Here is a 24,021-nt window from a genome sequence, read left to right on the forward strand (position 1 = left end):
GGGCATTTCCTGACGGCTGAGGACACGTGAACACGAAGCGAACAACACACCGCCAACAATCGACCATGATCAGCTTGTTGGCCCAGACGTTCATGATCGTTCACCGACGCGACAGCCCGGCGACACCGGCACCGGACACTGACTGCCTAACGTCGGCGCGGTGATCAAACTTTCGGTGGTCGTGCCCTGCTTCAACGTCGCTGAGTTCCTGCCCGAGACGATCCGCAGCCTGGCCCGCAACACGGACCCACGGATCGAGTACCTGTTCGTCGACGACGCCTCACAGGACGGCACGGCGGCACTGCTCGAGGCCGAGCTCGACCACCTCCCGGGTGCACGCCTGATCAAGAACTCGCTGAACCGGGGTCTGGCCGCCACCCGCAACGTCGGCCTGGACGCCGCGCGGGGTGAGCACCTGGCCTTCCTGGACGGCGACGACTTCGTGGCGCCGGGCTACTACACCGAGCTGGTCGCGACCATCGAACGGCTGGCGGTCGACTTCGTCCGCACCGATCATGTCCGGGTCCTGGGTCGCCGGCGCACCATCGACCGGGTCCCCTACGGCCCCCGCTCGCGGCCGCGGGACCCCCGCAGCGGCATCCTTCCCGACGACCGCAACACCTCGGTCGACTATCCGTTCGCGTGGGCCGGGATCTACCACCGCCGGCTCGCCGACGCCGGGCTGCTGCACTTCACCCCCGGTCTGCGCACCTGCGAGGACCGACCCTGGAACTGGCGTCTGCACCTGGGTGCGGACTCGTTTGCCGTGGTCGGACTGCTCGGCGTCTTCTACCGCCGCGGCATCACCAGCTCGCTGAGCCAGGTCACCGACACCCGCCAGTTCGACTTCGTCCCAGCCTTCGACCAGATCCTCGCCGACGTGGCCGCCGACCCTGAGTGCGAGCTGCTGTTGCCGAAGGCGCTGCGGTCGTACGCCGCCATCCTGTGCCACCACCTGCGGCGGCTGGACAGCTATGCCCCGCCGCTGGATGCCGCCCTGCGCACCCTCTGCGAGCAGGCGGCCCGCCGGCTACCCAGGGAGGAGCTGATCAAGACGGCACAGACGCTCGACCCGGACCGCCGCCGGCAGTTGAGCGAGCTGATCGGCGCAGCCGCATGAGCGGGTCATCGCCAGCACCGTCGTCGTCGACGGTCCAGGTCTTCGTCGTCTCCACCTTCTACGGCCTGGTCACCCTCACCGCAGCACTTGACGGCGGCGCCTTCAACGCCGCCGACGAGCGTGTCCTGGTGGTCAGCAACAATGCCCAGACACCCGAGACCGCTGCCCGGCTCCAGGAGATGCACGGCTTCGCCGCACTGGTGCAGCGGTTCGACCGGGTGCTGGACTACAACGACGCCATCGCCCCTCAGCACCCGTCGCTGTGGTCGCCCAGAGTGGACGAGCTGCCGATCTGGGAACGCTACCTCCGGCTGCGGTGGCACCTCGGTCGGGCCGACGTGCACCTGGTGCTGGAGAGCATCCAGGTCTGTCCGGCACTCGCGCTCTGCCGGATCTTCCCGGACGCGCGGATCGACGTGTACGCCGATGGCCTGATGAGCTACGGGCCGACCCGGGTTCGGCTGGCTCCGCTGGTCGGCGGCCGGGTCGAGCGCCTGCTCTATCTCGATCTGGTGCCCGGCCTGAGGCCGTTGCTGCTGAGCGAGTGGGACGTGCCGGCCGAGGCGGTGTCTGACCGGGCCTTCCGCGCGGTACTCCGGCGGGTGACCGGGCAGGTGACGCTGCCCTGCCCGGCCGACCAGCCGGTCGTGATCATCATCGGGCAGTACCTCTCGGCGCTGGGCGTGCTGAGCGTCGACGAGGAGGCGGAGCTGCATCGGCAGATGCTGGTCGGCATCGCCCAGCTCGGACATCGCATCGTCATCTTCAAACCACACCCCAACGCTGGCCGAGCGCTGGCCGATCCGATGCTGGCCGAGGCGGAACGGCTGGGGGTGCAGGTGCTCGTCTGCTCTGCTCCGGTGCTGGCCGAGAGCCTGTTCGAGCAGCTGCGGGTGGAGCTGGTGGTCGGGTGCTTCTCCACCGCACTGCTCACCGCGGCCAGATACTTCGACCTCCCGGCCGCCCGCAGCGGGACCGAGCTACTGCTCGAACGGTTGCAGCCGTACGAGAACAGCAACCGGATACCGGTCACCCTGGTGGATGCGCTGCTGCCCGATGTCGCCGACCTGAGCCGACCGCCCGAGCCGCGGCGACCGGAGCAGCACAGGGACACCACGGGAGCCGCCGTCTCGGCCCAGGCTCTCGTCAACACGGTCGGCTATGCGATGCGACCGAGCCTCTACCCGAAGCTGCGTGACGAGGCGGTGCGCTACCTGGCCGCCCACTACCCTGACCAGGCGCGCTACTTCAAACGCCGCCGGCTCACCGCCCTGCAGCTGCCGGGTGCGCTGCCACCTCGCCTGCAACAGACCCGTCGGATCGGGCGCCGGCTGCGGTCTCGACTCAGAAGGACGTACCGGGGTGTACTGCGCGCGACCGGCGCAGGTCCAGCGGCGCGTACAGGTGCGGGAACTCGCCCTCTCCGCCGAGGTCTTCCATGATCACGACTCCGTCGAGCTCCTGCGGGTCGAACTCACCGACGACCAGGTCGGCGCGATTGAGGTCGGCATAGGTCGACGCCAGCACGCCAGCGACCTGATCTGGCAGCGCGCAGTGCACGAAGCCCTGCCGCTGATAGCTCAGCCCGCGGCTCGACCAGGGGTAGTCGCCGCTGTCCAGTCCCTGCTGCCACAGCTCCCGTTCGGCCACGTGGAACACCGGGCCGGCGACGGGTTGGCGGGTCTGCAGCAGTCCAAGATCAACCAGCGCGGACCTGGTCGACTCGGCGTCGACGAAGTTGATCACGGTCAGCCCCACTGCTGCGGCCGCTCGACAGTTCTTCGGCGAGTCGTCGATGAAGACCGCCGCTGCGGGATCGACGCCGTACCGCTCGCACAGCAGGGTGAAGATCGCCGGGTCCGGCTTGGCCAGCTGCTCCTCGCCGGACACCACGATCCCCTCGAAGCGGTCCAGGATGGAGAAGCTGCGACGGGCAACGGGGAAGAGCTCCGCCGACCAGTTGGTCAGCGCGATCAGCCGAACGCCGCGGCGCTGCAGCTCGGCGACCAGCGCGGCGGTGCCGGGCACCAGCCCGGTGAGGGTACGGGCGAAGTGGCGTCGGTAGGCCAGGATCGCCTCGGCCCGGTCGGGGAAGCGGCTGATCAGCTCGGTTTCGCCGACGGACCACTCCTGCCCGGCGTCGTGGGCGAGGTTCCACTCGGCGAAGGAGATCTGCTCCATGAACTCGCCGATCTCCTCGGCCGGCAGCACCTCGGCGAACGCCAGCCGTGGGTCCCACTCGAGCAGCACCCGGCCGAGGTCGAAGATCACCGTGTCCGCGGAGGCCGTCACAGTGTGGCGACCCAGTTGCTGATCAGCCGCCCGCCGGCGTCTCCGGACTTCTCGGGGTGGAACTGCGTCGACCACAGCGGGCCGTCCTCCACAGCGGCGACGAAGGTGTCGCCACCATGGTCGGCCCAGGTCACCACGGCACCGGGCGGCGGCTCGAACTCACGAACCGCGTAGGAGTGCACGAAGTAGAAGCGGTCGGACTCGACGCCGGCGAACATCGCGCTGCCGCTCTGGGTACGTACCGTGTTCCACCCCATGTGCGGCAGCCGTTCGGCGTGGATCAGCTCGACCTCGCCCGGCCACAGACCACAGCCGTCGGCGGCCCGGCCATGCTCGACCCCCCTGCTGAACAGGACCTGATGACCGACGCAGATCGCCAGCGTCGGCTGCTGGTTGGCCACCCGCTCGGCGATGATCTTGTCGCCGCCGACGGCGCGCAGTCCGTCCATGCAGGCCGCGAAGGCACCCACACCGGGCACCACGAGGCCGTCTGCCGCCAGGGCGAGCTCGGCATCGAGGGTCACCGTCACCTCGACTCCGGCCCGGGCGATCGCGCGCTCGGCCGAGCGGATGTTGCCGGAGCCGTAGTCGAGAACGACGACCTTCTTGCGCCCGGCCGCCGGAACCGTCACAGGGCTCCCTTGGTGCTGGGCACCCCTCGTACCCGCGGGTCGTGGGCGACGGCGTCCCGGAGCGCCCGGGCGAGCGCCTTGAACTGCGCCTCGACGATGTGGTGCGGGTCCCGGCCGGCGAGCACGGTGACGTGCAGGCAGAGGTGGGCGTGGAAGGCGAGCGTCTCCAGCACGTGCCGGGTCAGCGACCCCGCGTACGGCACGCCGACCGGACCCGGGCCGGACCCGGTGGCCGGCCCGCCGCCGATCAGGGCGTACTCCTGTCCCGCCGGCTCACCGCTGTGCACGCAGTACGGCCGCCCGGACACGTCGACGACGCACTGGGCCAGCGCCTCGTCCAGCGGCACCAGGGCATCAGCGAACCGCCGGATGCCGACCTTGTCCCCCAGCGCCTGCCGGATGGCCTGGCCGAGCACGATCGCCGTGTCCTCGACGGTGTGGTGGGCGTCGATGTGCAGGTCGCCGACGCTCTCGATCTCCAGGTCGAACAGGGCGTGCTTGGCCAGCGCATTCAGCATGTGGTCATAGAACCCGACGCCGGTGGCGATCTTCGCCTGACCGCTGCCGTCCAGGTTCAGGCTGAGGACGACCTTCGACTCCGACGTCGTCCGTTCCAGCACGGCGGTGCGCTCAGGGGGCGTCAGAGCTCGGGGGCTGGTCTCGGTCATCGGGCGGCGTCCTTTCTGGCCGAGATCTCCGGGTCGTCGAGGATCTGGCGGAGTGCGCTTGTGAAGGTGGCCATCTCCTCGTGGGTGCCCACCGACACCCGGAGCCAGCCGTCGGGCCCAGTCTCCCTGATCAGCACATCGCGGTCCAACAGGGCCTGCCAGACCCGGTGTCGGTCGGCGAACCGGCCGAACAGACAGAAGTTGGCGTCGGAGGCCGCCACCTCCAGGCCCTGCTCCGACAGCCAGGTCGCCAGCTGGTCCCGTTCGGTGCGCAGCAGGTCGACGTGGGCCAGCATCTCGTCGGCGTGGGCCAGCGCGACCCGGGCCACCGCCTGGGTGACGGCGGAGAGGTGGTACGGCAGCCGGACGATCCGGAGTGCATCGACGAAGGCGGGCGCCGCCGCCAGGTAGCCCAGCCGGCCGCCGGCGAACGCGAACGCCTTCGACATGGTGCGGCTGACCGCCAGCCGCGGGAAGTCGGGCAGTAGCGCCAGTGCACTCGGTGTTCCGGTGCGGGCGAACTCGACGTACGCCTCGTCGACGACGACGACCCCCGGTGCGGCGGCGCAGATGTCGGCGAGGGTCTCCAGCGCCACAGCGGTGCCGGTCGGGTTGTTCGGGCTGGTGACGAATACGACGTCGGGAGCGTGCTCCTTGACGGCGGCCACCGCCTCCTGCGGGTCGATCGTGAAGTCCGCACGGCGGGGTGCCGTCAGCCAGCGGGTGTGGGTGTCCCGGGCGTACTCCGGGTACATGGAGTAGGTCGGCGCGAAGGAGAGGGCGCTGCGACCGGGTCCGCCGAAGGCCTGCAGCACCTGCAGCATCACCTCGTTGCTGCCGTTCGCGGCCCACACCTGGTCGGCGGTCAGGCCGTGGCCCAGGTAGCGGGCCAGGTCCTCACGAAGCGCCCAGGCATCCCGGTCCGGGTACCGGTTCAGTCGGCCGGCGACGGTCGCCACCGCGGCGGCGATGTCGGCGACCACCTCCGGCCCCGGCGGGTAGGGGTTCTCGTTCACGTTCAGCTGCACCGCGACCTCCAGCTGCGGTGCCCCGTACGGCTCCTCCCCCACCAGCTCGGGTCGGAGCGGCAGGTCGGCCAACGTCGGCCGGGCGGTCGCTGCGTTGCTGCTGCCGCTCACCGCTGCTCGAACCTGACGGTGACGGCCGCGCCGTGGGCCGGCAGGTCCTCCGCGGCGGCGAACACCTCGACGTGCCGGGCGACCTCGGCCAGCGCCTCCCGCGAGTAGTTGATCAGGTGCACCGCCTTCAGGAAGCTCTTCACATTGAGCCCGGACGAGTGGCAGGCGCAGCCGCCGGTCGGCAGTACGTGGGTGCTGCCCGCCAGGTAGTCACCCAGGCTGACCGGCGACCAGGTGCCGATGAAGATGGCGCCGGCGTTGCGGATCCGGGCGGCCACCGCCTCGGCGTCGGCGGTGTGCAGCTCGAGGTGCTCGGCCGCGTAGGCGTCGACGACGGCGACCCCCTGGTCCAGGTCGTCCACCAGCACCGCGCCGGACTGGCGGCCGGCCAGCGCGGTCCGTACCCGTTCGACGTGCTTGGTCAGGGCCACCTGCCGCTCGAGCTCCGTCTCGACCCGCGCCACCAGGTCAGCGGAGTCGGTCACCAGCACCGAGGCCGCGGCGGGGTCATGCTCGGCCTGCGAGATGAGATCGGCCGCGACGTGCACCGGGTTGGCGGCGGCATCGGCCAGGATGGCGATCTCAGTGGTCCCGGCCTCGGAGTCGATCCCGATCCGCCCCTTCAGCAACCGCTTGGCTGCCACCACATAGATGTTGCCCGGACCGGTCACCAGGTCGACCGCCGGGCACAGTCCCGGCACCCCGTAGGCGAACATCGCGATCGCCTGCGCGCCGCCGACGGCGTACACCTCCTCGATCCCGAGGATGTGGCAGAGGGCGAGGATGTTGGGGTGCGGCAGGCCGCCGAACTCCTTCTGTGGCGGGGAGGTGACCGCAATCGAGCTCACCCCGGCCAGCTGGGCCGGGACGACGTTCATGATCACGCTCGACGCCAGCGGCGCCAGACCGCCGGGCACGTAGAGTCCGACGCGCTCGACCGGGATCATCTTCTGGCTGACGACCGCGCCAGCGGCGAGGGTGACGTCGACCGACTTTTCGCCCAGCTCGGCCGCGCTGACCGCTCGACGACGCTCGATCGCCACCGTGAAGGCGGCACGAAGCTCGTCGTCGAGCCGGTCCGCGGCAGCGGCGAGGGCCGCCGCCGGCACCCGGAAGGAGTCCGGGACGACCCCGTCGAACTGTTCGGAGTATCTGGCCAGCGCCTCGATCCCCTCGTGACGCACGGCGGCGCAGATCGGGCGCACCCGTTCCACCGCATGGTCGACGTCGAAATCGGCCCGCGGCACGATGGCCCGGTAGTCGAGGGTCTCTCCCGCGTCGAGGCGGCCACGAAGATCAAGGAGGCGAAGCACGACCCCGATTCTACGGAATGGGTCCGCGCCCACCAGCCGATATCTCACCGGTGCCCGGCGCAGGGCCGGGTCGCGGCTGCCCGTGACACAATCGGCCACCAGATCCCACCCATCCGATCCTGCTGGAGGAAGTGCGCATGTTCCCCGGTTTCGGCACCGTTGTGAACATGGCCACGGTGGTGATCGGATCCTCCCTCGGCCTTCTGCTGGGACATCGGCTGCCGAAGCGGACCCGGGACACCGTCACCGATGCGCTCGGTCTGGTGACGTTGTTGATCGGCGGTCTGGCCGCGGTCCAGGTGACCTCGGCCGCGCTGAGCGACCTGGTCGGGTCGAGCGCGCCGGTGCTGATCGTGCTCGGGGCGATGCTGTTCGGCGGAATCGTCGGCTCGCTGCTGGACATCGAGGCACGATTGGAGGGCTTCGGCGGATGGCTGCGAACCCGCCTGGGCACCGGCGGCCGGGAGGATGGCCCGCTGGTGGATGGCGAACCCGCCAAGGAGCGCTTCGTCGAGGGCTTCGTGACCGCCTCACTGGTGTTCTGCGTCGGCCCGCTCACCATTCTCGGCTCGCTGTCCGACGGCCTGGGGCTGGGCGCCGACCAGCTGATCCTCAAGTCGGGGTTGGACGGGTTCGCCTCGATCGCCTTCGCCGCCTCGCTCGGCGCCGGCGTGATGGCCTCGGTCGTGTCGCTTGGCGTCATCCAGGGCCTGCTGACCCTGCTCGGCTTCCTGCTCGGCGACTTCGTCCCGGCAGCGCACCTGGCCGCTCTCACCGCCACCGGTGGCCTGCTGCTGCTCGGCGTCGGCCTGCGGCTGCTGCATGTGAGGCAGGTCCCGGTGGGCAACCTGCTCCCCGCGCTGGTGGTGGCACCGCTGCTGGTCCAGCTCGTCGCCGTGCTGGGCGGCTGAGGTCGGAGGCCGCAGCGATGACGAAGAAGCAGGCGGCCGGCGCCACCCCGGCGACCGTGGCCCTGACCAGGGCGGGGGTGGCGTTCGTGCTGCGCACCTACGAGCACCGACCAGGCGACCATGGCTATGGCGAGGAGGCGGCCGAGGCGCTGGGGGTCGATCCGAGGCGCATCTTCAAGACCCTGGTCGCCGAGGTCGACTCCGAGCTGGTGGTGGCGGTCGTGCCGGTGGCACGGCAGCTGGACCTGAAGGCGCTGGCGGTCGCCATCGGCGGCAAGCGGGCGCAGCTGGCCGACCCGGCCGTGGCGGCGCGCAGCAGCGGCTACGTCATCGGGGGGATCTCCCCCGTCGGTCAGCGCACCCGGCTGCGGACGGTGGTCGACGACTCGGCGCTCACTTTCGACACGGTGCTGGTCTCGGCCGGCCGACGCGGGCTTCAGGTCGAGCTCGCTCCCGCCGACCTGGTGCGGGTGACGCAGGCGCTGACCTGCCCGATCGGCCACTGACGCACCCGGTCGTCCCCTGACCTGCCCGGGCGTCACCTGACGGTCTGACGACGGTCCGCTCTGATCGCGTCGGCCGGAGCCTCAGCGGCGAGGTCGGCGGAAGGGCCGCGGGTCCTCGTCGTCCGGGCCGAGCGAGGACCGCAGCAGGATCGGCAGCGTGGCCGCGAACGGCCAGACCACGAAGGACGCCTTGGCTCGGACCGTCAGCTCGATCGGGACGTACTGGCCGGGCTGGGCGGCCGCCAGCCTGGGCTCGAAGGGTCCGGGGCCGAGGCGGTAGCCGAGGTACCAGCAGGCGAACCCGGCCAGCAACGCCCCCAGCGCGGCCAACAGCACCAGCGGCCAGCCGAGCCGGGCGAACCAGCGCCAGGCGACGATGCCCAACCCGACCCCGACCACCAGGCCCAACGCCGTGAACCAGGCGTCGCTGGCGAAGAACTCGGTCAGCCCCCGCTCGGTGGTGGCGGCACCGCCGTCACTGCTGACCCGGTAGGCCGGCAGGTGCACCAGCCGCCACCAGGCGACACCGGCCAAGCCACCGACGATCACCGACAGCAGCAGATAGCCGGCGATCCAGGCGGCGGTCCGCCGGCGACCACGGCGCAGCGGCTGCCCGGTGCCGGTCAGGACGCCAGACACGACGGGCCCAACAGCGCCTTCAGGTCAGCCATCAGCGGCTGAGAGGGGGTGACCCGAAGCCCGTGGTCCAGTTTCATCACCGTCGTCTTGCTCGACGACTGCAGTCGCAGCCGCACCTCGGTCATCCCGGGATGCGCAGCCAGCACCACCCGCAGCTGCTCCACCACCGGTGGCGTGCAGCGCACGGCCGGCAACGAGATGACCACCGGGCCGGTCGAGGTCGGGTCGCTGGTGTCAGGCAGCGTCAGCTCCTGGCCGTGCAGCTCGACGGCGTCCTCCTTCACCTGGATCCGGCCCTTCACCCGGACCACCGTGTCGGTGGCCAGCACCGTCGACACCAGGTCGTAGACCTTGGGGAACATCAGGACGTCGACGGAGGCCTCCAGGTCCTCGACGGTGATGATGGCCCAGATGTCGCCCCGCTTGGTGGTCTTGCGGGTGACCTGGGTGATCATCCCGGCGATATTGACCATGCCCTCGCGGGGTCCGTCGTCGGAGATCAGCTGGCCGATGCCGAGGTCGCGCTCGGCGAGCAGGATGTGCTCCAGGCCCTGCAGCGGGTGGTCGCTGACGTAGAGCCCCAGCATCTCGCGCTCGAAGGCCAGCTTGGTCGGCTTGTCCCAGTCGGCGATGTCCGGGACGGTGCCCGACATCAGCGGACCCGATTCGTCGCCGAAGCTGCCGAACAGGTCGTCCTGCCCGTGCGCCTCGTTGCGCTTGAGGTCGAGCACGGCATCCACCGCCGACTCGTACACGGTCATCAGGGCCTTGCGGGTGTGCCCCATCGACTCGAACGCCCCGGCCTTGATCAGCGACTCGATCACCCGCTTGTTGCAGACCACCAGTGGCACCTGGTCCAGGAAGCCGTGGAAGTTGGCCGCCTTGCCGTGCTCCTCCCGGGCGGCGACGATGCCGTCGACCACGTTGGAGCCGACGTTGCGGATCGCCGTCAGGCCGAAGCGGATGTCGCTGCCGACGGGGGTGAAGTTGGCGGCGGACTCGTTCACGTCCGGCGGCAGCACCTTGATACCCATCCGGCGGCACTCGGCCAGGTAGATGGCGATCTTGTCCTTGTCGTCCTGCACCGAGGTCAGCAGGGCGGCCATGAACTCGCAGGTGTAGTTGGCCTTCAGGTACGCCGTCCAGTACGACACCAGACCGTACGCGGCGGTGTGGGACTTGTTGAAGGCGTAGTCGGAGAACGGCAGCAGGATGTCCCACAGCGTCTGCATGGCGGCCTTGGAGTAGCCGCGCTCGGCCATCCCGGCGGAGAAGTTCGCGAACTGCTTATCCAGCTCGGACTTCTTCTTCTTGCCCATCGCCCGGCGCAGCAGGTCGGCCTGGCCCAACGAGTAGCCGGCCAGCTGCTGGGCGATCGCCATCACCTGCTCCTGGTACACGATCAGCCCGTAGGTCTCGCCCAGGATCTCCTCCAGCGGCTCGGCCAGCTCCGGGTGGATCGGGGTGACCTCCTCACGGCCGGTCTTGCGCCGGGCGTACTTGTTGTGCGAGTCGGCACCCATCGGGCCCGGGCGATAGAGCGCCAGCACGGCGGAGATGTCGGCGAAGCTGTCTGGACGCATGCTGCGCAGCAGCGAGCGCATCGGGCCGCCGTCCAGCTGGAAGACGCCCAGGGTGTCGCCCCGGGCCAGCAGCTCATAGGTCGGCGCGTCGTCGAGGGCGAGCTCCTCCAGTACGATCTGCTTGCCCCGGTTGAGCGTGATGTTGGCGACCGCGTCGTCGAGGACGGTCAGGTTGCGCAGGCCGAGGAAGTCCATCTTGATCAGCCCGAGCGACTCGCAGGTCGGGTAGTCGAACTGGGTGATGATCGCGCCGTCCTGCTCGCGCTTCATGATCGGGATGATGTCCAGCAGCGGCTCGCTGGACATGATCACCCCGGCCGCGTGCACGCCGGAGCTGCGTTTCAGGCCCTCCAGCCCGGCAGCCGTGTCGACGACCGACTTGACGTCCGGGTCGCTGTTGTAGAGCGCCCGGAACTCGCCGCCCTCGCCGTACCGGTCATGGCTGGCGTCGAAGATCTTCGACAGCGGCACGTCCTTGCCCATCACCGCAGGTGGCATCGCCTTGGTGATCCGGTCCCCCATCGCGTACGGGTAGCCCAGCACCCGTGAGGCGTCCTTGACGGCCTGCTTGGCCTTGATGGTGCCGTAGGTGACGATCATGGAGACGCGGTCGTCACCGTACTTGTCCGAGACGTAGCGGATCACCTCACCGCGACGACGCTCGTCGAAGTCGATGTCGAAGTCCGGCATCGACACCCGGTCGGGGTTGAGGAAGCGCTCGAACAGCAGGCCGTGCTCGATCGGGTCCAGGTCGGTGATGCGCATCGCGTAGGCGGCGATCGAGCCGGCCCCGGAGCCACGGCCAGGTCCGACCCGGATGCCGTTCTCCTTGGCCCAGGTGATGAAGTCGGCCACCACCAGGAAGTAGCCGGGGAAGCCCATCGAGATGATCACTTCGGTCTCGAACGCCGCTCGACGGCGGGCCTCGTCCGGGACACCCCGGGGATAGCGGAACCGGAGCCCCTTCTCGACCTCCTTGACGAACCAGGACTCCTCGTTCTCCCCGGGCGGACACGGGTACCGCGGCATGTAGGTGCCGATGCCCTCGGTGAACTCGATGTTGCAGCGTTCGGCGATGGCCAGCGTGTTGTCGCAGGCCTCCGGCAGCTCGGCGAACAGCGCCCGCATCTCGGCCGGGCTCTTCAGGTAGTAGGAGTCACCGTCGAACTTGAACCGGTTGGCGTCGGCCATGGTCGAGCCCGACTGGACGCAGAGCAGCACCTCGTGGTTGGCGGCGTCGTCCCGGTGGGCGTAGTGCAGGTCGTTGGTGGCCACCAGCGGCAGGTTGAGGTCCTTGGCGATCCGCAACAGGTCCTTGCGGACCCGGTTCTCGATGGTCAGGCCGTGGTCCATCAGCTCGACGAAGTAGTTGTCGGCGCCGAACATGTCGCGGAACTCGGCTGCGCTCTTGACCGCCTCGTCGTACTTGCCCAACCGCAGGTAGGTCTGTACCTCGCCTGAGGGGCACCCGGTGGTGGCGATCAGGCCCTTGGAGTATTCGGAGAGCAGCTCGCGGTCCATCCGCGGCTTGTAGAAGTAGCCCTCCAGCGAGGCCCGCGAGCCCAGCCGGAACAGGTTGTGCATGCCCTCGGTGCTCTCCGACAGCAGGGTCATGTGGGTGAAGGCGCCACCGCCGGAGACGTCGTCACCGCCACCGTCGCCCCAGCGCACCCGCTTCCGTTCGGAGCGGTGCGTCTTGGGCGTGACGTACGCCTCAAGACCGATGATCGGCTTGACCGAGCTGTCCTTGGAGTTCTTGTAGAACTCGTAGGCGCCGAAGAGGTTGCCGTGGTCGGTGACGGCGACGGCCGGCATACCCATCTCTTCGCAGCCCTTGAAGAGGTCCGAGACCCGCGCCGCGCCATCCAGCATGGAGTATTCGGAGTGGACGTGCAGATGGACGAACGAGTCGCTCTTCCCAGCCGCGGCACTCGTGTCAGCCATGAACCTGCCCTACCTCCAGAGTGATGAAAACCGTCGTGCCACTGGTGCTGCGGGGAAGTCCAGCGAGAGGACCAAGCCTAATGCTCCGAGCGTGCTGCACCCAGCCCGACTCGCAGTATCGGACACCGCACTGACAACGGCGGTCCTCGTCGAACGCTGCCCTGCGGTGTGACTGCACCACCGCCCATCATCCAGCACCGGGGGAACCGCCCGCCGGCGGGCCGAGGAGCTGCTCGACGGCCGGGCGGCCGTGCCGCCGTGCGCACCCGGGTCGACGTGGGGTGAGAAACGTCAGCGGTCCAGCAGATCGACCAGCTTGCCGACGGTACGGACGTTGCGGACGGTGAGGTCGACGCCGACCACCTGTTGCAGCCTCTCGGCCAGCTTGCTCCGGCCGAGGCCGCCGGCGAAATCGACGTAGATCTCGGTGTCGGCGATGGTGAACTGCTCGTCCGCGGTGGCCAGCCCGGCCATCCGGTCGGCCACCTCGGGATCGGGACCGGCAGCAAGGAAGGCGACCGTGACCTGGCTCGGGTTGCCCTCCGGGTAAGGGTTGGCCGTGAGCACGCTGCGCAGCTGGGAGTGGTCGCGGACGATCACCCGGGCCGGGTAGCCGAACCGCCCGTTCAGCGCCCGCTCCAGCTCGGTGCGGATGGTGGTGGCAGAGCGGCCGCTGGAGAGCAGCAGGTTGCCACTATTGATGTAGGTGGACACCTCGGCATACCCGAGCTGCTCGGCGACCTCCCTGAGCTCCGGCATCCCCACCTTCCGGCCGCCCACATTGACGCCGCGCAGCAACGCCGCATACCGGGTCATCGGTCATCCCTGGTCATGACGGCGGTCTCCCATACGTACACCTCATCACATCCGCAGTCACCACCGCAGCACCAATCCGCGGCGGTCAGCGCTGACCCGGCCAGGTTTCCTGTCACATGACCAGGGAAATCTGCCTGGCTGCGTGACAGAATCCCAAGTCGACTTGGGAAACCGACACCCCCCAGCGCCCGGGAAACCGACACCCCCAGCGCCCGGGAAACCGACACCCCAACGCCCCGGGTCAGACGATCATCTGCCGGGCGGTGGGGCGGATCGGGCTGGGCAGCTTGGTGCTGCCCGACAGGTAGGCGTCCACACCGGCGGCGCACGCGCGCCCCTCGGCGATGGCCCAGACGATCAGGGACTGTCCCCGGCCGGCGTCGCCGCAGACGAACACGCCGTCGACGTCGGTGGCATAGCTGTCGTCGCGGGCGATGTTGCCCCGCTCGTCCAGGCTGACGCCGAGCTGGGACACGACGGTGTCGGTCTCCGGGCCGGTGAAGCCCATCGCCAGCAGCACCAGGTCCGCCGGGATCTCCCGCTCGGTGCCCTCGACCGGCGACATCCGGCCGGCCTCGAACTTGACCTCGGACAGCCTCAGCGAGGCCACGTTCCCCTGGCCGTCACCAGTGAACTCACTGGTGGACACGGAGTACATCCGCTCGCCACCCTCCTCGTGCGCGGAGGAGACCCGATAGATCATCGGGTACGTCGGCCAGGGCTGGTGGCCCGGACGCTGGTCGGGCGGCGTGGGCATGATCTCGAGCTGGGTGATCGAGGCAGCACCCTGCCGGATGGCCGTCCCCAGGCAGTCCGCGCCGGTGTCGCCGCCGCCGATGATGACGACGTTCTTGCCCTTGGCGGTGATCTGGTTGGGCACCTCGCGGCCGAGCACCGCCCGGTTGGACTGCGGCAGATACTCCATCGCCTGGTGGATGCCTGCCAGCTCCCGGCCCGGCACCGGTAGGTCCCGGCCGACGGTCGAGCCGATCGCCAGCACCACGACGTCGTAGCGCTCCTTGAGCTGTCGCCCGGTGACGTCGACGCCGACACTGACACCACAGCGGAAGTGGGTGCCCTCGTCCTTCATCTGTCGGATCCGCCGGTCGAGGACCGACTTCTCCATCTTGAACTCGGGGATGCCGAACCGCAGCAGGCCGCCCGGCTCCTCCGCCCGCTCGAACACGGCCACCGTGTGTCCGGCCCGGGTGAGCTGCTGGGCCGCCGCCAGTCCGGCCGGTCCGGACCCGACCACGGCCACCGTCTTGCCGGTGTGCCACTCGGGCGGCTGCGGGGTGACCCGTCGCTCGTCCCAGGCCTTGTCGATGATGGTGACCTCGACGTTCTTGATCGTCACCGGGTCGGCGTTGATTCCCACCACGCAGGCGGTCTCACACGGAGCAGGGCAGAGCCGCCCGGTGAACTCCGGGAAGTTGTTGGTGGCGTGCAGCCGGTCGAGGGCGGCGTCCCAGTCGCCGCGCCAGACCAGGTCGTTCCACTCCGGGATCAGGTTGCCCAGCGGGCAGCCGGTGTGGCAGAACGGGATGCCGCAGTCCATACAGCGACCGGCCTGCTTGCCGATGATCGGCAGCAGCGCCCGCCCGGGGGTACCCGGGTAGACCTCGTGCCAGTCGTGCACCCGCTCGGCGACGGGACGACGCTGCGCCACCTCGCGTGGGGTGGTCATGAATCCACGTGGATCAGCCATGCGGGTACCTCCAGACATCACGATCAGCCATGTACGTCAGTGCAACCCGGCGCTCAGCCATGGGCGGCCTCCATCATCCTCTTGGTGGTGGCCTCGTCATCGAGCCCTTCAGCCTCGGCGACCTCCCGGGCAGCCAGCACCCGGGCATAGTCGCGGGGCAGCACCTTCACGAACCGCTGGACGCATCCGTCCCAGTCGGCCAGCAGCCGGGCGGCCACCGCCGACTCGGTCTCCTCGCCGTGCCGGATCACCAGGCTCTTGACCAGGTCCTGGTCGGCCTGGGTCATCGGCACCGCGTCGACCAGCTCCGAGTTCAGGCGGGCCAGGTCGAGGTCGAGGAAGTAGCCCACCCCGCCGGACATGCCGGCCGCAACGTTGCGCCCGGTCTGTCCGAGCACCACGACGACCCCGCCGGTCATGTACTCGCAGCCGTGGTCACCCAGCCCCTCGACCACGGCGGTGGCGCCGGAGTTGCGGACGCAGAACCGCTCGCCCACCTGGCCACGGATGAAGATCTCGCCGGAGGTGGCACCGTAGCCGATCACGTTGCCGGCGATGATGTGGTCCTCGGCCACGAAGGCCGACGACCGGTCGGGGCGGATCACCAGCCGACCACCGGAGAGGCCCTTGCCGAGGTAGTCGTTGCTGTCGCCCTCGAGCCGGAGCGTGATCCCAGCCGGCAGGAAGGCGCCGAAGCTCTGCCCGGCCGATCCGCTGAAGGTGATGTCGATCGTACCGTCCGGCAGCCCCTTGCCCTCGGTCGCCTTGGTCACCTCGTGGCCGAGGATGGTGCCCACCGTCCGGTTGACGTTCCGGATCTTCACCGACGCGCGGACCGCCTCGCCCGTCTCGAGAGCCGGCCGGCAGATGGCGATCAGCTCCTGGTCCAGCGCCAGGTCCAGACCGTGGTCCTGACCGGTGACGCAGTGCAGCGGCTCGGTCGCGGCGATCTCGGGCTTGTACAGGATCGGCCTCAGGTCCAGCCCGTGCGCCTTCCAGTGCCCGATCGCCTCGCGGGTCTCCAGCGCCTCGACATGGCCGACCGCCTCGGCGATCGAGCGGAAGCCCAGCTGGGCGAGGTACTCGCGCACCTCCTGGGCGATGAACTCGAAGAAGTTGACCACGAACTCCGGCTTGCCGCTGAACCTGGCCCTCAGCTCGGGGTTCTGGGTGGCGACGCCCACCGGGCAGGTGTCGAGGTGGCAGACACGCATCATCACGCAGCCGCTCACCACCAGCGGGGCGGTGGCGAAACCGAACTCCTCGGCACCGAGCAGCGCGCCGATCACGACGTCGCGGCCGGTCTTGAGCTGGCCGTCGACCTGCACCACGATCCGGTCCCGCAGGCCGTTGAGCAGTAGGGTCTGCTGGGTCTCGGCCAGGCCGAGCTCCCACGGCCCGCCGGCATGCTTGAGCGAGGTGAGCGGAGCAGCACCGGTGCCGCCGTCATGGCCGGAGATCAGCACCACGTCGGCCTTCGCCTTGCTGACGCCGGCTGCGACCGTACCGACCCCGACCTCGGCGACCAGCTTGACGTGCACCCGAGCGGACGGGTTGGCGCACTTGAGGTCGTGGATCAGCTGCTTGAGGTCCTCGATTGAGTAGATGTCGTGGTGCGGCGGCGGCGAGATCAGCCCGACCCCCGGGGTCGAGTGCCGGGTGCTGGCCACCCACGGGTACACCTTCGGTCCTGGAAGCTGGCCGCCCTCACCGGGCTTGGCTCCCTGGGCCATCTTGATCTGGATGTCGTCGGCGTTAGTCAGGTAGTCGGAGGTGACCCCGAACCGACCGCTGGCGACCTGCTTGATGGCGCTCCGCCGGGTCGGGTCGTAGAGCCGGTCCCGGTCCTCGCCACCCTCGCCGGTGTTGGACTTGCCGCCGAGCCGGTTCATGGCGATGGCCAGGTTCTCGTGCGCCTCCTGGCTGATCGAGCCATAGCTCATCGCACCGGTCGAGAACCGCTTCACGATCTCCGACACCGGCTCGACCTCCTCGATCGGCACCGGGGTCCGGTCGGAGGCGAACTTCAGCAGACCACGCAGCGTCATCAGCCGCTCCGAGGAGTCGTCGATGTGCCTGGTGTACTGCTTGAAGATGTCGTAGCGGCCGGCCCGGGTGGAGTGCTGCAGCCGGAAGACGGTCTCTGGGTCGAACAGGTGCGGCTCGCCCTCGCGACGCCACTGGTACTCGCCGCCCACATCGAGCGTGCGGTGCGCCAGCGGGATGCCGTCCAGCGGATACGCGACCAGGTGCCGGGCCTGCACCTCACGGGCCAGCTCGGCCAGCCCGGCGCCGCCGAGCTTGCTGGTGGTGCCGGTGAAGTACCTGTCGACCACGTCGGCCGACAGACCCAGCGCCTCGAAGATCTGCGCGCCGGTGTAGGAGGCGACGGTCGAGACGCCCATCTTGCTCATCACCTTGAGCACGCCCTTGCCGAGCGCCTTGACGACGTTCTTGACCGCCTGCTCCGGCTCGACGTTGACGTAGACACCGGACCGGGCCAGGTCCTCGGCGGACTCGATCGCCAGGTAGGGGTTGACCGCGGCGGCACCGAAGCCGATCAGCAGCGAAACATGGTGCACCTCACGCACGTCACCGGCCTCGACCACCAGGCCGACCTGGGTCCGGGTCTTCTCCCGTACCAGGTGGTGGTGGATCGCCGCTGTCAGCAGCAGGGACGGGATCGGGGCCAGCTCGGCGTTGGAGTGCCGGTCGGACAGGATGATGGTCCGGGCACCGTCGCGGATCGCTGCCGACACCTCGCGGCAGAGGTCGTCGAGCTTGGCGGCCAGCGCCTCGGCTCCGCCGCTGACGTCGTACAGCCCGCGCGCGACGTGGGTCGCGTAGCCGGGCAGATCCCCATCCTTGTTGATGTGACGGATCTTGGTGAGGGCGTCGTTGTCGAGCACCGGGAACGGCAGCACCACCCGGCGGCAGGAGGCCGGACCGGGGTCCAGCAGGTTCCACTCCGGGCCGATGGTGTTGTACAGGGAGGTGACCAGCTCCTCGCGGATGGCGTCCAGCGGCGGGTTGGTGACCTGGGCGAACAGCTGCGAGAAGTAGTCGAACAGCAGCCGGGGACGGTCGCTGAGGGCGGCGATCGGCGAGTCGGTGCCCATCGAGCCGATCGGCTCCGCACCGGCCGTCGCCATCGGCCCCAGGATCATCCGGAGCTCCTCCTGGGTGTAGCCGAACACCTGCTGGCGCCGGGTCACTGAGGCGTGGCTGTGCACGGTGTGCTCGCGGTCGGGCAGGTCGTTGAGCTGCAGTCGACCAGCCAGCAGCCATTCGCCGTACGGGGCCGCCGCGGCGAGCTGGCCCTTCACCTCCTCGTCGGAGATGATCCGGTGCTCGGCCAGGTCGGCCAGGAACATCTTGCCCGGCTGCAGCCGGCCCTTCGAGACCACCTTGGCGGCCGGGATGTCCAGCACACCCGACTCGGAGGCGAGCACCACCAGGCCGTCGTCGGTGACCCAGTAGCGGCCCGGGCGCAAGCCGTTGCGGTCCAGCACCGCGCCGATCTGGGTGCCGTCGGTGAAGACGACGCAGGCCGGACCGTCCCAGGGCTCCATCAGGCAGGAGTTGAAGGCGTAGAAGTCACGCCGGGACTGGTCCATCTCGGTGTTGTTCTCCCACGCCTCCGGGATCATCATCAGCATGGCGTGCGGCAGCGACCGGCCGCCGAGGTGCAGCAGCTCGACGACCTCGTCGAAGGATGCGGAGTCCGAGGCGCCCGGGGTGCAGATCGGGAAGATCCGCTCAAGGTCGCCGGGGATGACGTTGGAGGCCAGCAGGGCCTCACGGGCCCGCATCCAGTTGCGGTTGCCCTTGACCGTGTTGATCTCACCGTTGTGGGCGATCAGCCGGTACGGATGGGCCAGCTCCCAGGCGGGGAAGGTGTTGGTGGAGAAGCGGGAGTGGACCACCGCGAGGGCACTGGCCATCAGCGGGTCGTGCAGCTCGGGGAAGATCTCCTCCAGCTGGATGGTGGTGAGCATGCCCTTGTAGACCAGCGTGCGGCTCGACAGGGACGCGAAGAACACGCCGGTCTCGTGCTGAGCCCGGCGGCGCAGGCAGTAGACCATCCGTTCCAGCGCCATGCCGATCAGCGGACTGCCCTTGGCCGAGACGAAGAGCTGCTCGAAGTGCGGCATGTTGGCCCGCGACACGTCACTCAGCGAGTCCGGCACGGTGGGCACCACCCGCCAGCCGTGCACGGTCAGGTTCTCCTCGTCGGCGATCTGCTCGATGGTCGCCTTGGCCTTGGCGGCCGCATCCGGATCGGTCGGCAGGAACGCCGTGCCTACCGCATAGCTGCCTGCCTTGGGCAGCTCGAAGTCGACGTGCGCACGCAGGAAGGCGTCCGGGATCTGCATCAGGATGCCGGCTCCGTCACCGGTCGCCGCGTCCGCTCCGGTGGCACCGCGGTGGTCCAGGTTGCGAAGGGCCTCGAGGCCCTGTTCGACTATGGTGTGGCTGGGCTCGCCGGTCAGCGTGGCGACCATGGCGACACCACACGCGTCGTGCTCGAGCAGCGGGTCGTAGAGACCGCCGGCCGCGGCGCGCTCGCGCAGGGTCGGCTGGCCCGAGGTCTGGCCTGAGGCATGCACAACTGTCATACGAAGACTCCCGTCGTCGGTGCCGGTGGCCAGAGGTTCGGTTCTGGCCGGGGGGACCTGTGCCCTTGAGGGGGCAGGCATCGGCGCACCGGGGACACCGTTGGCCCGAGGTGGATGCTGACTCTAACTCAATCGTCCCACAGTGCGGACGGGCAGTCTCGTCATCTGGCCAGGGTGTGGGCCACATCTCAACAAATCCCGGTGGTGCTGATGGGTTATCAGCGTCCACACGTTACGCCTACCGGCCACCAGTTGCCAACGCGGTTTCACGCCGACGGCAATTGTGCGGAGTGGCCGCCGATCGGGAGGAGATTCTCTCGCTTGCGGCCGCTGCGGACGGATCAGCCGGTCCCGGGCGGCCGCTCGCCCTCCCCCACGCCGTCCCGCTCGCTCTTTCCCGCACCGTCCCGCTCGCTCGGCCCGGCTGCGGCCCGGGCGCTCTCGGTGGACTCGTCGCCGCCCTTCGACAGGCTCAGGTCTTCGGTCGGGCCGGTAGCCGCCCCGCTGCTGGCGGCGGAACCTGACCGGACGCCCTCGACGATCTCCTCGCGACCCGGCTTGGTCCTGACCAGCCAGATCAACCAGGCCAGCGCCAGCAGGAACACCGCAACCGAGGTGTAGTTGTTCAGCCGGAAGCCGCCGATCTCGTTCACCTTGTCGATCCGCAGCGCCTCGACCCAGAACCGGCCGGCGGTGTACAGCACGATGTAGAGCACGAAGACCTTGCCGTGCCCGAGCCGGAACTTGCGGTCGGCCCAGACCAGCACGCCGGCCACGCCCAGGTTCCAGACCAGCTCGTACAGGAAGGTGGGGTGGAACGTCTCATACTGCGCGAAGCCGTCCGGACGGTTCTGCGGGTCGATCCGCAGCCCCCACGGCAGCGTGGTCGGCCGGCCGAACAGCTCCTGGTTGAACCAGTTCCCCAGGCGCCCGATGGCCTGGGCAACGACGATCCCGGGCGCCATCGCGTCGGCCAGGGCGGGGAAACGGACTCCGCGGTGCCGGGCGACCAGGTAGGCGCCCAGGGCGCCGAAGGCCACCCCGCCCCAGATCCCGAGGCCGCCGTTCCAGACCTTCAGTGCGTCGATCGGGTCCCGCCCGGGTCCGAAGTAGAGCTGGTAGTCGGTGATGACGTGGTAGATCCGGGCGCCGATGATGCCGAACGGCACGGCCACCACAGCCACCATCTCGATCGTGTCGGGCTGGCCACCTCGACGCACCCAGCGACGGGTCGCGATGACCACACCGACGATGACCCCGGCGATGATGCACAGGGCGTACGCCCGGATCGGGAAGCCGCCGAGGTGCCAGACGCCGGTGGGTGGGCTGGGGATGAAGAGCGGGGTCACTTCGCCGCGGCCTCGGAGATCATGGTTCTGAGGGTGTCAGGTGTCAGCCGGCCGACATCAACCGGGTTGCCGTCGAGGAACATGGTGGGGGTGGAGTCGACACCGGCCGACTGCGCGGCGGCGTTGATGGAGTCGACCCAGGAGGCGTGCGCCCCGGTGGTGACACAGCTGTCGAACCGACCACGGGAGCCGCCGGCAGTCCGGGTCGCCAGGTCGATCAGCTGGCTCTGGTTCCACTGCAGAGTGTGGTTCGCGAACAGTCCCAGGTAGTAGCTCTGCCCGAATCCGTTCTCGGCCGCGCAGGCCATCGCGTTCGACGCCGCCAGCGAGCCCTCGTCGATGAAGGCCATCGGGAACAGCTCCACGACCACGGTGCCGCTGTTCTGCTGCTCGGTGATGACCGGGCCCAGCTTCTCCTCGAAGTCAGCGCAGTGCGGACAGTGGAAGTCCTCGTACAGGGTGATCTTGACCGGAGCGCCCGCCTTGCCCAGCAACAGCGGCTTACCGGGCTCGACGCTCACCGGAGCGAAGCCGGCCGAGCTGTGGGTCGCCGCGGAGGGTGTCCGGTGGGTGCGCCAGGTCTGCAGCAGGACGCCACCGGCCACCACCAGCAGAACCAGCCCGGCTGCGACGGCGGTCAGCAGCCGGCGTTCCCGGCGCCGTCTCAGCTGGAGGTCACGCTGCTGCTCGGCCCTGCTCCGTGCGTTGCTCATCGACTCTCCTCGTCCCCGAACTCCTGGACCCGCGTGTCCTCGTACCGGTAGACCCTGTGGGCTCCGAAGGCGCCGTCCACGCTGAGGTGGCTGCGCGGCCGCCACACCAGCCAACCGGCCGCCAGCAGCAGTCCGACGTCACGCGCGATCTCGGCAGCATAGGCCGTCTGGCCGGGTGCCACCCGACCGCCGCCGCCGAAGCAGCCACAGTCGATGCTCAGCCCGCGGGCGGCTACCGAGATCACCCCACCGATGAAGGTCAGCAACAGCAGGCCGGCGACGGCCGCGGCGGCGCGAGTATGCAGGCCCACCAGGATCAGCAGCCCGAGGGCGATCTCCGCGAACGGCAGTCCCCAGCCCACCAACGTCTCCAGCCCGGCAGGCAGCAGCTGGTAGGCCCGGACGGCCTGGACCGAGGCGACCGGGTCCACCACCTTGAGGGCGCCGGCGACGACGAAGACCGCGGCCAGCGGAAGACGGGCCGCGGTGGAGACCCACACCGCCACCGGGCCGGTGGTGTTCACTGCTGCTTGGCGACCAGCAGGTCGAAGTCGTGCATCAGGTCGCCGACCGCCGTCGACGGGGTCCACAGCACCCTCGCCTTGTGGTCCTTGCCGAACCCGAGCACCTGCGCCGAGTGGCCGACCTCGTAGCCGCCGCTGGGCAGTTTCTTCATCCCCTCGATGTCGACACCGACCCGCCCGGCCACGGTCTTGATGGCAGGCAGGTCGCCGGTCAGACCGACGAAGTCGGGGTCGAAGCGGTCGAGGTAGGCGCGGATGGTCTTCTCGTTGTCCCTGGCCGGGTCGGTGGTGACGAAGACGACCTGGATCCGCTCCCGTGCCGAGGGATCCATCCGGCTGAGCGCAGTGGCCACATCGGACATCACCCCCGTGCAGACGTCGGGACAGTGGGTGTAGCCGAAGAAGAGCAGTGTCACCGGTCGCGACGAGGTGGTTCGCAGGTTGTAGGCCTGGCCCGAGGTGTCGGTGAACGACTGGTCGGGCATGGTGTACGGCTCCGCCAGCGCGGCGCCACGGAAGCCGCTGGGATCCGCCGACCGCCGCACCTGGACGCCGGCCGGGTTGTCGGAACCCGACGCCGTGCACCCGGCCACGAGCACCAGCAGCCCGGCGACGAGTGCCAGGGACAGCCGGTGGCAGGTTCTCGTCACGACCCGCTTAACCCCTGGGATGCCAGCGAAGTTCCCGACCGGACACCGGCGGCCAGGTCGGCGACGACGGTACGCAGACCGGAGAGGTCCTCCGGCCGTCCGGCGTCGTCGGCGGTCAGCAGCGGGTTCAGCAGTGCCGAGCCGACGATGACGGCATCGGCGAACTCGGCGACCTCGCGGGCCTGGGCACCGTTGGACACCCCGAGCCCGACGCCGACCATCGCCTCCGGGTCGAGCGTCCGGATCCGCCGGACCAGGGCGGGGGCCAGCGACGAGGTCTGGGTCCGGGTGCCGGTGACGCCCATCAGCGACGTCGCGTACACCCACCCCCGGCAGGATGACACCGTCCGGGCCAGCCGGTCGTCGGTCGACGACGGCGAGACGAGGAAGATCCGGTCCAAACCGTGCGCGTCGGAGGCCTCGAACCACTCCTGCGCCTCGTCCGGGGTCAGGTCCGGCGTGATCAGCCCGGCGCCCCCGGCGTTCTTGAGGTCCCGCGCGAAGGCGTCGGCGCCGTAGCGCTCGACGAGGTTCCAATAGATCATCACGACGGCCGGGGTGCCGGTGGCGGCGACGGCGCCGACAGCGGCGAAGACGTCCGCGGTCCGGACGCCACGCTGCAGGGCGCGGGTGCCGGCCTTCTGGATCGTCGCACCGTCCATTACCGGATCGCTGTAGGGCATCCCGATCTCGACCAGGTCGACGCCGGGAGCGTCTCCCTCGCCGGTCAGCGCCCGCATCGCCGCCAGCGAGATCGGCACGTCGGGGTAGCCCACCGGGAGGTACCCCACCAGGGCACCCCGGCCCTGCGCCCGGATCTCGGCGAACCGGCGGCCGGTGATGCCCTTGTCGAAGCCGCCGCTGTGCGCCGGCTCGGAGCCGGCCTCGGTGGGCG

19 protein-coding genes are annotated in these 24,021 nt (G+C 69.6%); 4 read left to right on the forward strand and 15 right to left on the reverse strand.

Features of this window, described 5'->3' with window-relative positions; translation table 11 throughout:
* The first annotated feature begins 160 nt into the window (after positions 1 to 160).
* Together JOE57_RS01130 and JOE57_RS01135 are read left to right on the forward strand one after the other, a co-directional pair.
* Positions 161 to 1,120 carry a glycosyltransferase gene (locus JOE57_RS01130; protein WP_204916013.1) on the forward strand — a complete coding sequence of 320 codons (960 nt, stop codon included), beginning with the start codon at positions 161 to 163 and terminating at the stop codon, positions 1,118 to 1,120.
* Entirely contained in the window at positions 1,117 to 2,562 is a 1,446-nt protein-coding gene (locus JOE57_RS01135) for a polysialyltransferase family glycosyltransferase (RefSeq protein WP_204916014.1), read from the forward strand. The genes JOE57_RS01130 and JOE57_RS01135 overlap by 4 nt, the downstream gene beginning before the upstream one ends.
* Here the strand turns inward: JOE57_RS01135 and JOE57_RS01140 are convergent.
* From JOE57_RS01140 to hisD, 5 genes are read right to left on the reverse strand one after another with little or no spacing between them, the layout of a single operon-like run.
* Positions 2,465 to 3,412 carry an HAD-IA family hydrolase gene (locus tag JOE57_RS01140; protein ID WP_204916015.1) on the reverse strand — a complete coding sequence of 316 codons (948 nt, stop codon included), beginning with the start codon at positions 3,410 to 3,412 and terminating at the stop codon, positions 2,465 to 2,467. The genes JOE57_RS01135 and JOE57_RS01140 overlap by 98 nt on opposite strands.
* Entirely contained in the window at positions 3,409 to 4,044 is a 636-nt protein-coding gene (hisH, locus tag JOE57_RS01145) for an imidazole glycerol phosphate synthase subunit HisH (RefSeq protein ID WP_204916016.1), read from the reverse strand. The genes JOE57_RS01140 and hisH overlap by 4 nt, the downstream gene beginning before the upstream one ends.
* A complete protein-coding gene (gene hisB, locus JOE57_RS01150) occupies positions 4,041 to 4,712 on the reverse strand; it encodes an imidazoleglycerol-phosphate dehydratase HisB (RefSeq protein ID WP_204916017.1) in 672 nt (223 codons plus the stop codon). Before hisB ends, hisH begins: the two co-directional genes overlap by 4 nt.
* Positions 4,709 to 5,851, reverse strand: a complete 1,143-nt coding sequence (locus JOE57_RS01155) for a histidinol-phosphate transaminase (RefSeq protein WP_338041091.1) — start codon at positions 5,849 to 5,851, stop codon at positions 4,709 to 4,711. The genes hisB and JOE57_RS01155 overlap by 4 nt, the downstream gene beginning before the upstream one ends.
* On the reverse strand, positions 5,848 to 7,164 hold the full coding sequence (gene hisD / locus JOE57_RS01160) for a histidinol dehydrogenase (protein ID WP_204916018.1): 1,317 nt from the start codon (positions 7,162 to 7,164) through the stop codon (positions 5,848 to 5,850). Before hisD ends, JOE57_RS01155 begins: the two co-directional genes overlap by 4 nt.
* Before the next feature lie 137 nt (positions 7,165 to 7,301).
* Between hisD and JOE57_RS01165 the strand changes: the two genes are divergently transcribed.
* Complete coding sequence (locus tag JOE57_RS01165) at positions 7,302 to 8,075, forward strand: DUF554 domain-containing protein (RefSeq protein WP_204916019.1); 774 nt, start codon at positions 7,302 to 7,304, stop codon at positions 8,073 to 8,075.
* A 17-nt stretch (positions 8,076 to 8,092) separates the two neighbouring features.
* Positions 8,093 to 8,581 carry a Cys-tRNA(Pro) deacylase gene (gene ybaK, locus JOE57_RS01170; RefSeq protein WP_204916020.1) on the forward strand — a complete coding sequence of 163 codons (489 nt, stop codon included), beginning with the start codon at positions 8,093 to 8,095 and terminating at the stop codon, positions 8,579 to 8,581.
* An 81-nt stretch (positions 8,582 to 8,662) separates the two neighbouring features.
* Here ybaK and JOE57_RS01175 read toward each other — a convergent pair whose 3' ends face one another.
* The 10 genes from JOE57_RS01175 to trpA form a co-directional block, all read right to left on the reverse strand.
* Positions 8,663 to 9,220 carry a hypothetical protein gene (locus JOE57_RS01175; RefSeq protein WP_204916021.1) on the reverse strand — a complete coding sequence of 186 codons (558 nt, stop codon included), beginning with the start codon at positions 9,218 to 9,220 and terminating at the stop codon, positions 8,663 to 8,665.
* Positions 9,205 to 12,747, reverse strand: coding sequence for a DNA polymerase III subunit alpha (dnaE, locus tag JOE57_RS01180; RefSeq protein WP_204916022.1), 3,543 nt, complete (start codon positions 12,745 to 12,747; stop codon positions 9,205 to 9,207). The genes JOE57_RS01175 and dnaE overlap by 16 nt, the downstream gene beginning before the upstream one ends.
* Positions 12,748 to 13,038: 291 nt before the next feature.
* The gene (locus JOE57_RS01185; RefSeq protein WP_204916023.1) at positions 13,039 to 13,563 is read right to left on the reverse strand and encodes a DUF1697 domain-containing protein; all 525 of its coding nucleotides are present in this window, start codon (positions 13,561 to 13,563) and stop codon (positions 13,039 to 13,041) included.
* Between the two features lie 241 nt (positions 13,564 to 13,804).
* Entirely contained in the window at positions 13,805 to 15,271 is a 1,467-nt protein-coding gene (locus JOE57_RS01190) for a glutamate synthase subunit beta (RefSeq protein ID WP_204916024.1), read from the reverse strand.
* A 53-nt stretch (positions 15,272 to 15,324) separates the two neighbouring features.
* A complete protein-coding gene (gltB, locus tag JOE57_RS01195; protein ID WP_239579039.1) occupies positions 15,325 to 19,776 on the reverse strand; it encodes a glutamate synthase large subunit in 4,452 nt (1,483 codons plus the stop codon).
* A gap of 455 nt (positions 19,777 to 20,231) precedes the next feature.
* On the reverse strand, positions 20,232 to 21,239 hold the full coding sequence (gene lgt, locus JOE57_RS01200) for a prolipoprotein diacylglyceryl transferase (RefSeq protein ID WP_204916026.1): 1,008 nt from the start codon (positions 21,237 to 21,239) through the stop codon (positions 20,232 to 20,234).
* Positions 21,236 to 21,952: a DsbA family protein gene (locus JOE57_RS01205; protein ID WP_204916027.1), complete on the reverse strand. Its 717-nt coding sequence runs from the start codon at positions 21,950 to 21,952 to the stop codon at positions 21,236 to 21,238. The genes lgt and JOE57_RS01205 overlap by 4 nt, the downstream gene beginning before the upstream one ends.
* Complete coding sequence (locus JOE57_RS01210) at positions 21,949 to 22,476, reverse strand: DoxX family protein (RefSeq protein ID WP_338041092.1); 528 nt, start codon at positions 22,474 to 22,476, stop codon at positions 21,949 to 21,951. The genes JOE57_RS01205 and JOE57_RS01210 overlap by 4 nt, the downstream gene beginning before the upstream one ends.
* Positions 22,473 to 23,126, reverse strand: a complete 654-nt coding sequence (locus tag JOE57_RS01215; protein WP_338041093.1) for an SCO family protein — start codon at positions 23,124 to 23,126, stop codon at positions 22,473 to 22,475. The genes JOE57_RS01210 and JOE57_RS01215 overlap by 4 nt, the downstream gene beginning before the upstream one ends.
* The gene (trpA, locus tag JOE57_RS01220; protein ID WP_204920122.1) at positions 23,123 to 23,968 is read right to left on the reverse strand and encodes a tryptophan synthase subunit alpha; all 846 of its coding nucleotides are present in this window, start codon (positions 23,966 to 23,968) and stop codon (positions 23,123 to 23,125) included. Before trpA ends, JOE57_RS01215 begins: the two co-directional genes overlap by 4 nt.
* Between the last annotated feature and the right edge of the window lie 53 nt (positions 23,969 to 24,021).

It is taken from the genome of Microlunatus panaciterrae (assembly GCF_016907535.1).
Taxonomy (GTDB): Bacteria; Actinomycetota; Actinomycetes; order Propionibacteriales; family Propionibacteriaceae; genus Microlunatus; species Microlunatus panaciterrae.

What these genes read in the sequence shown, in the direction of transcription:
- JOE57_RS01135 (WP_204916014.1), top strand. Translation starts at nt 1,117, where the DNA reads ATGAGCGGGTCATCGCCAGCACCGTCGTCGTCGACGGTCCAGGTCTTC.
- hisB (WP_204916017.1), bottom strand. Translation starts at nt 4,712, where the DNA reads ATGACCGAGACCAGCCCCCGAGCTCTGACGCCCCCTGAGCGCACCGCC.
- JOE57_RS01165 (WP_204916019.1), top strand. Translation starts at nt 7,302, where the DNA reads ATGTTCCCCGGTTTCGGCACCGTTGTGAACATGGCCACGGTGGTGATC.
- ybaK (WP_204916020.1), top strand. Translation starts at nt 8,093, where the DNA reads ATGACGAAGAAGCAGGCGGCCGGCGCCACCCCGGCGACCGTGGCCCTG.
- dnaE (WP_204916022.1), bottom strand. Translation starts at nt 12,747, where the DNA reads ATGGCTGACACGAGTGCCGCGGCTGGGAAGAGCGACTCGTTCGTCCAT.
- JOE57_RS01185 (WP_204916023.1), bottom strand. Translation starts at nt 13,563, where the DNA reads ATGACCCGGTATGCGGCGTTGCTGCGCGGCGTCAATGTGGGCGGCCGG.
- JOE57_RS01190 (WP_204916024.1), bottom strand. Translation starts at nt 15,271, where the DNA reads ATGGCTGATCCACGTGGATTCATGACCACCCCACGCGAGGTGGCGCAG.
- gltB (WP_239579039.1), bottom strand. Translation starts at nt 19,776, where the DNA reads ATGGTCGCCACGCTGACCGGCGAGCCCAGCCACACCATAGTCGAACAG.
- JOE57_RS01205 (WP_204916027.1), bottom strand. Translation starts at nt 21,952, where the DNA reads ATGAGCAACGCACGGAGCAGGGCCGAGCAGCAGCGTGACCTCCAGCTG.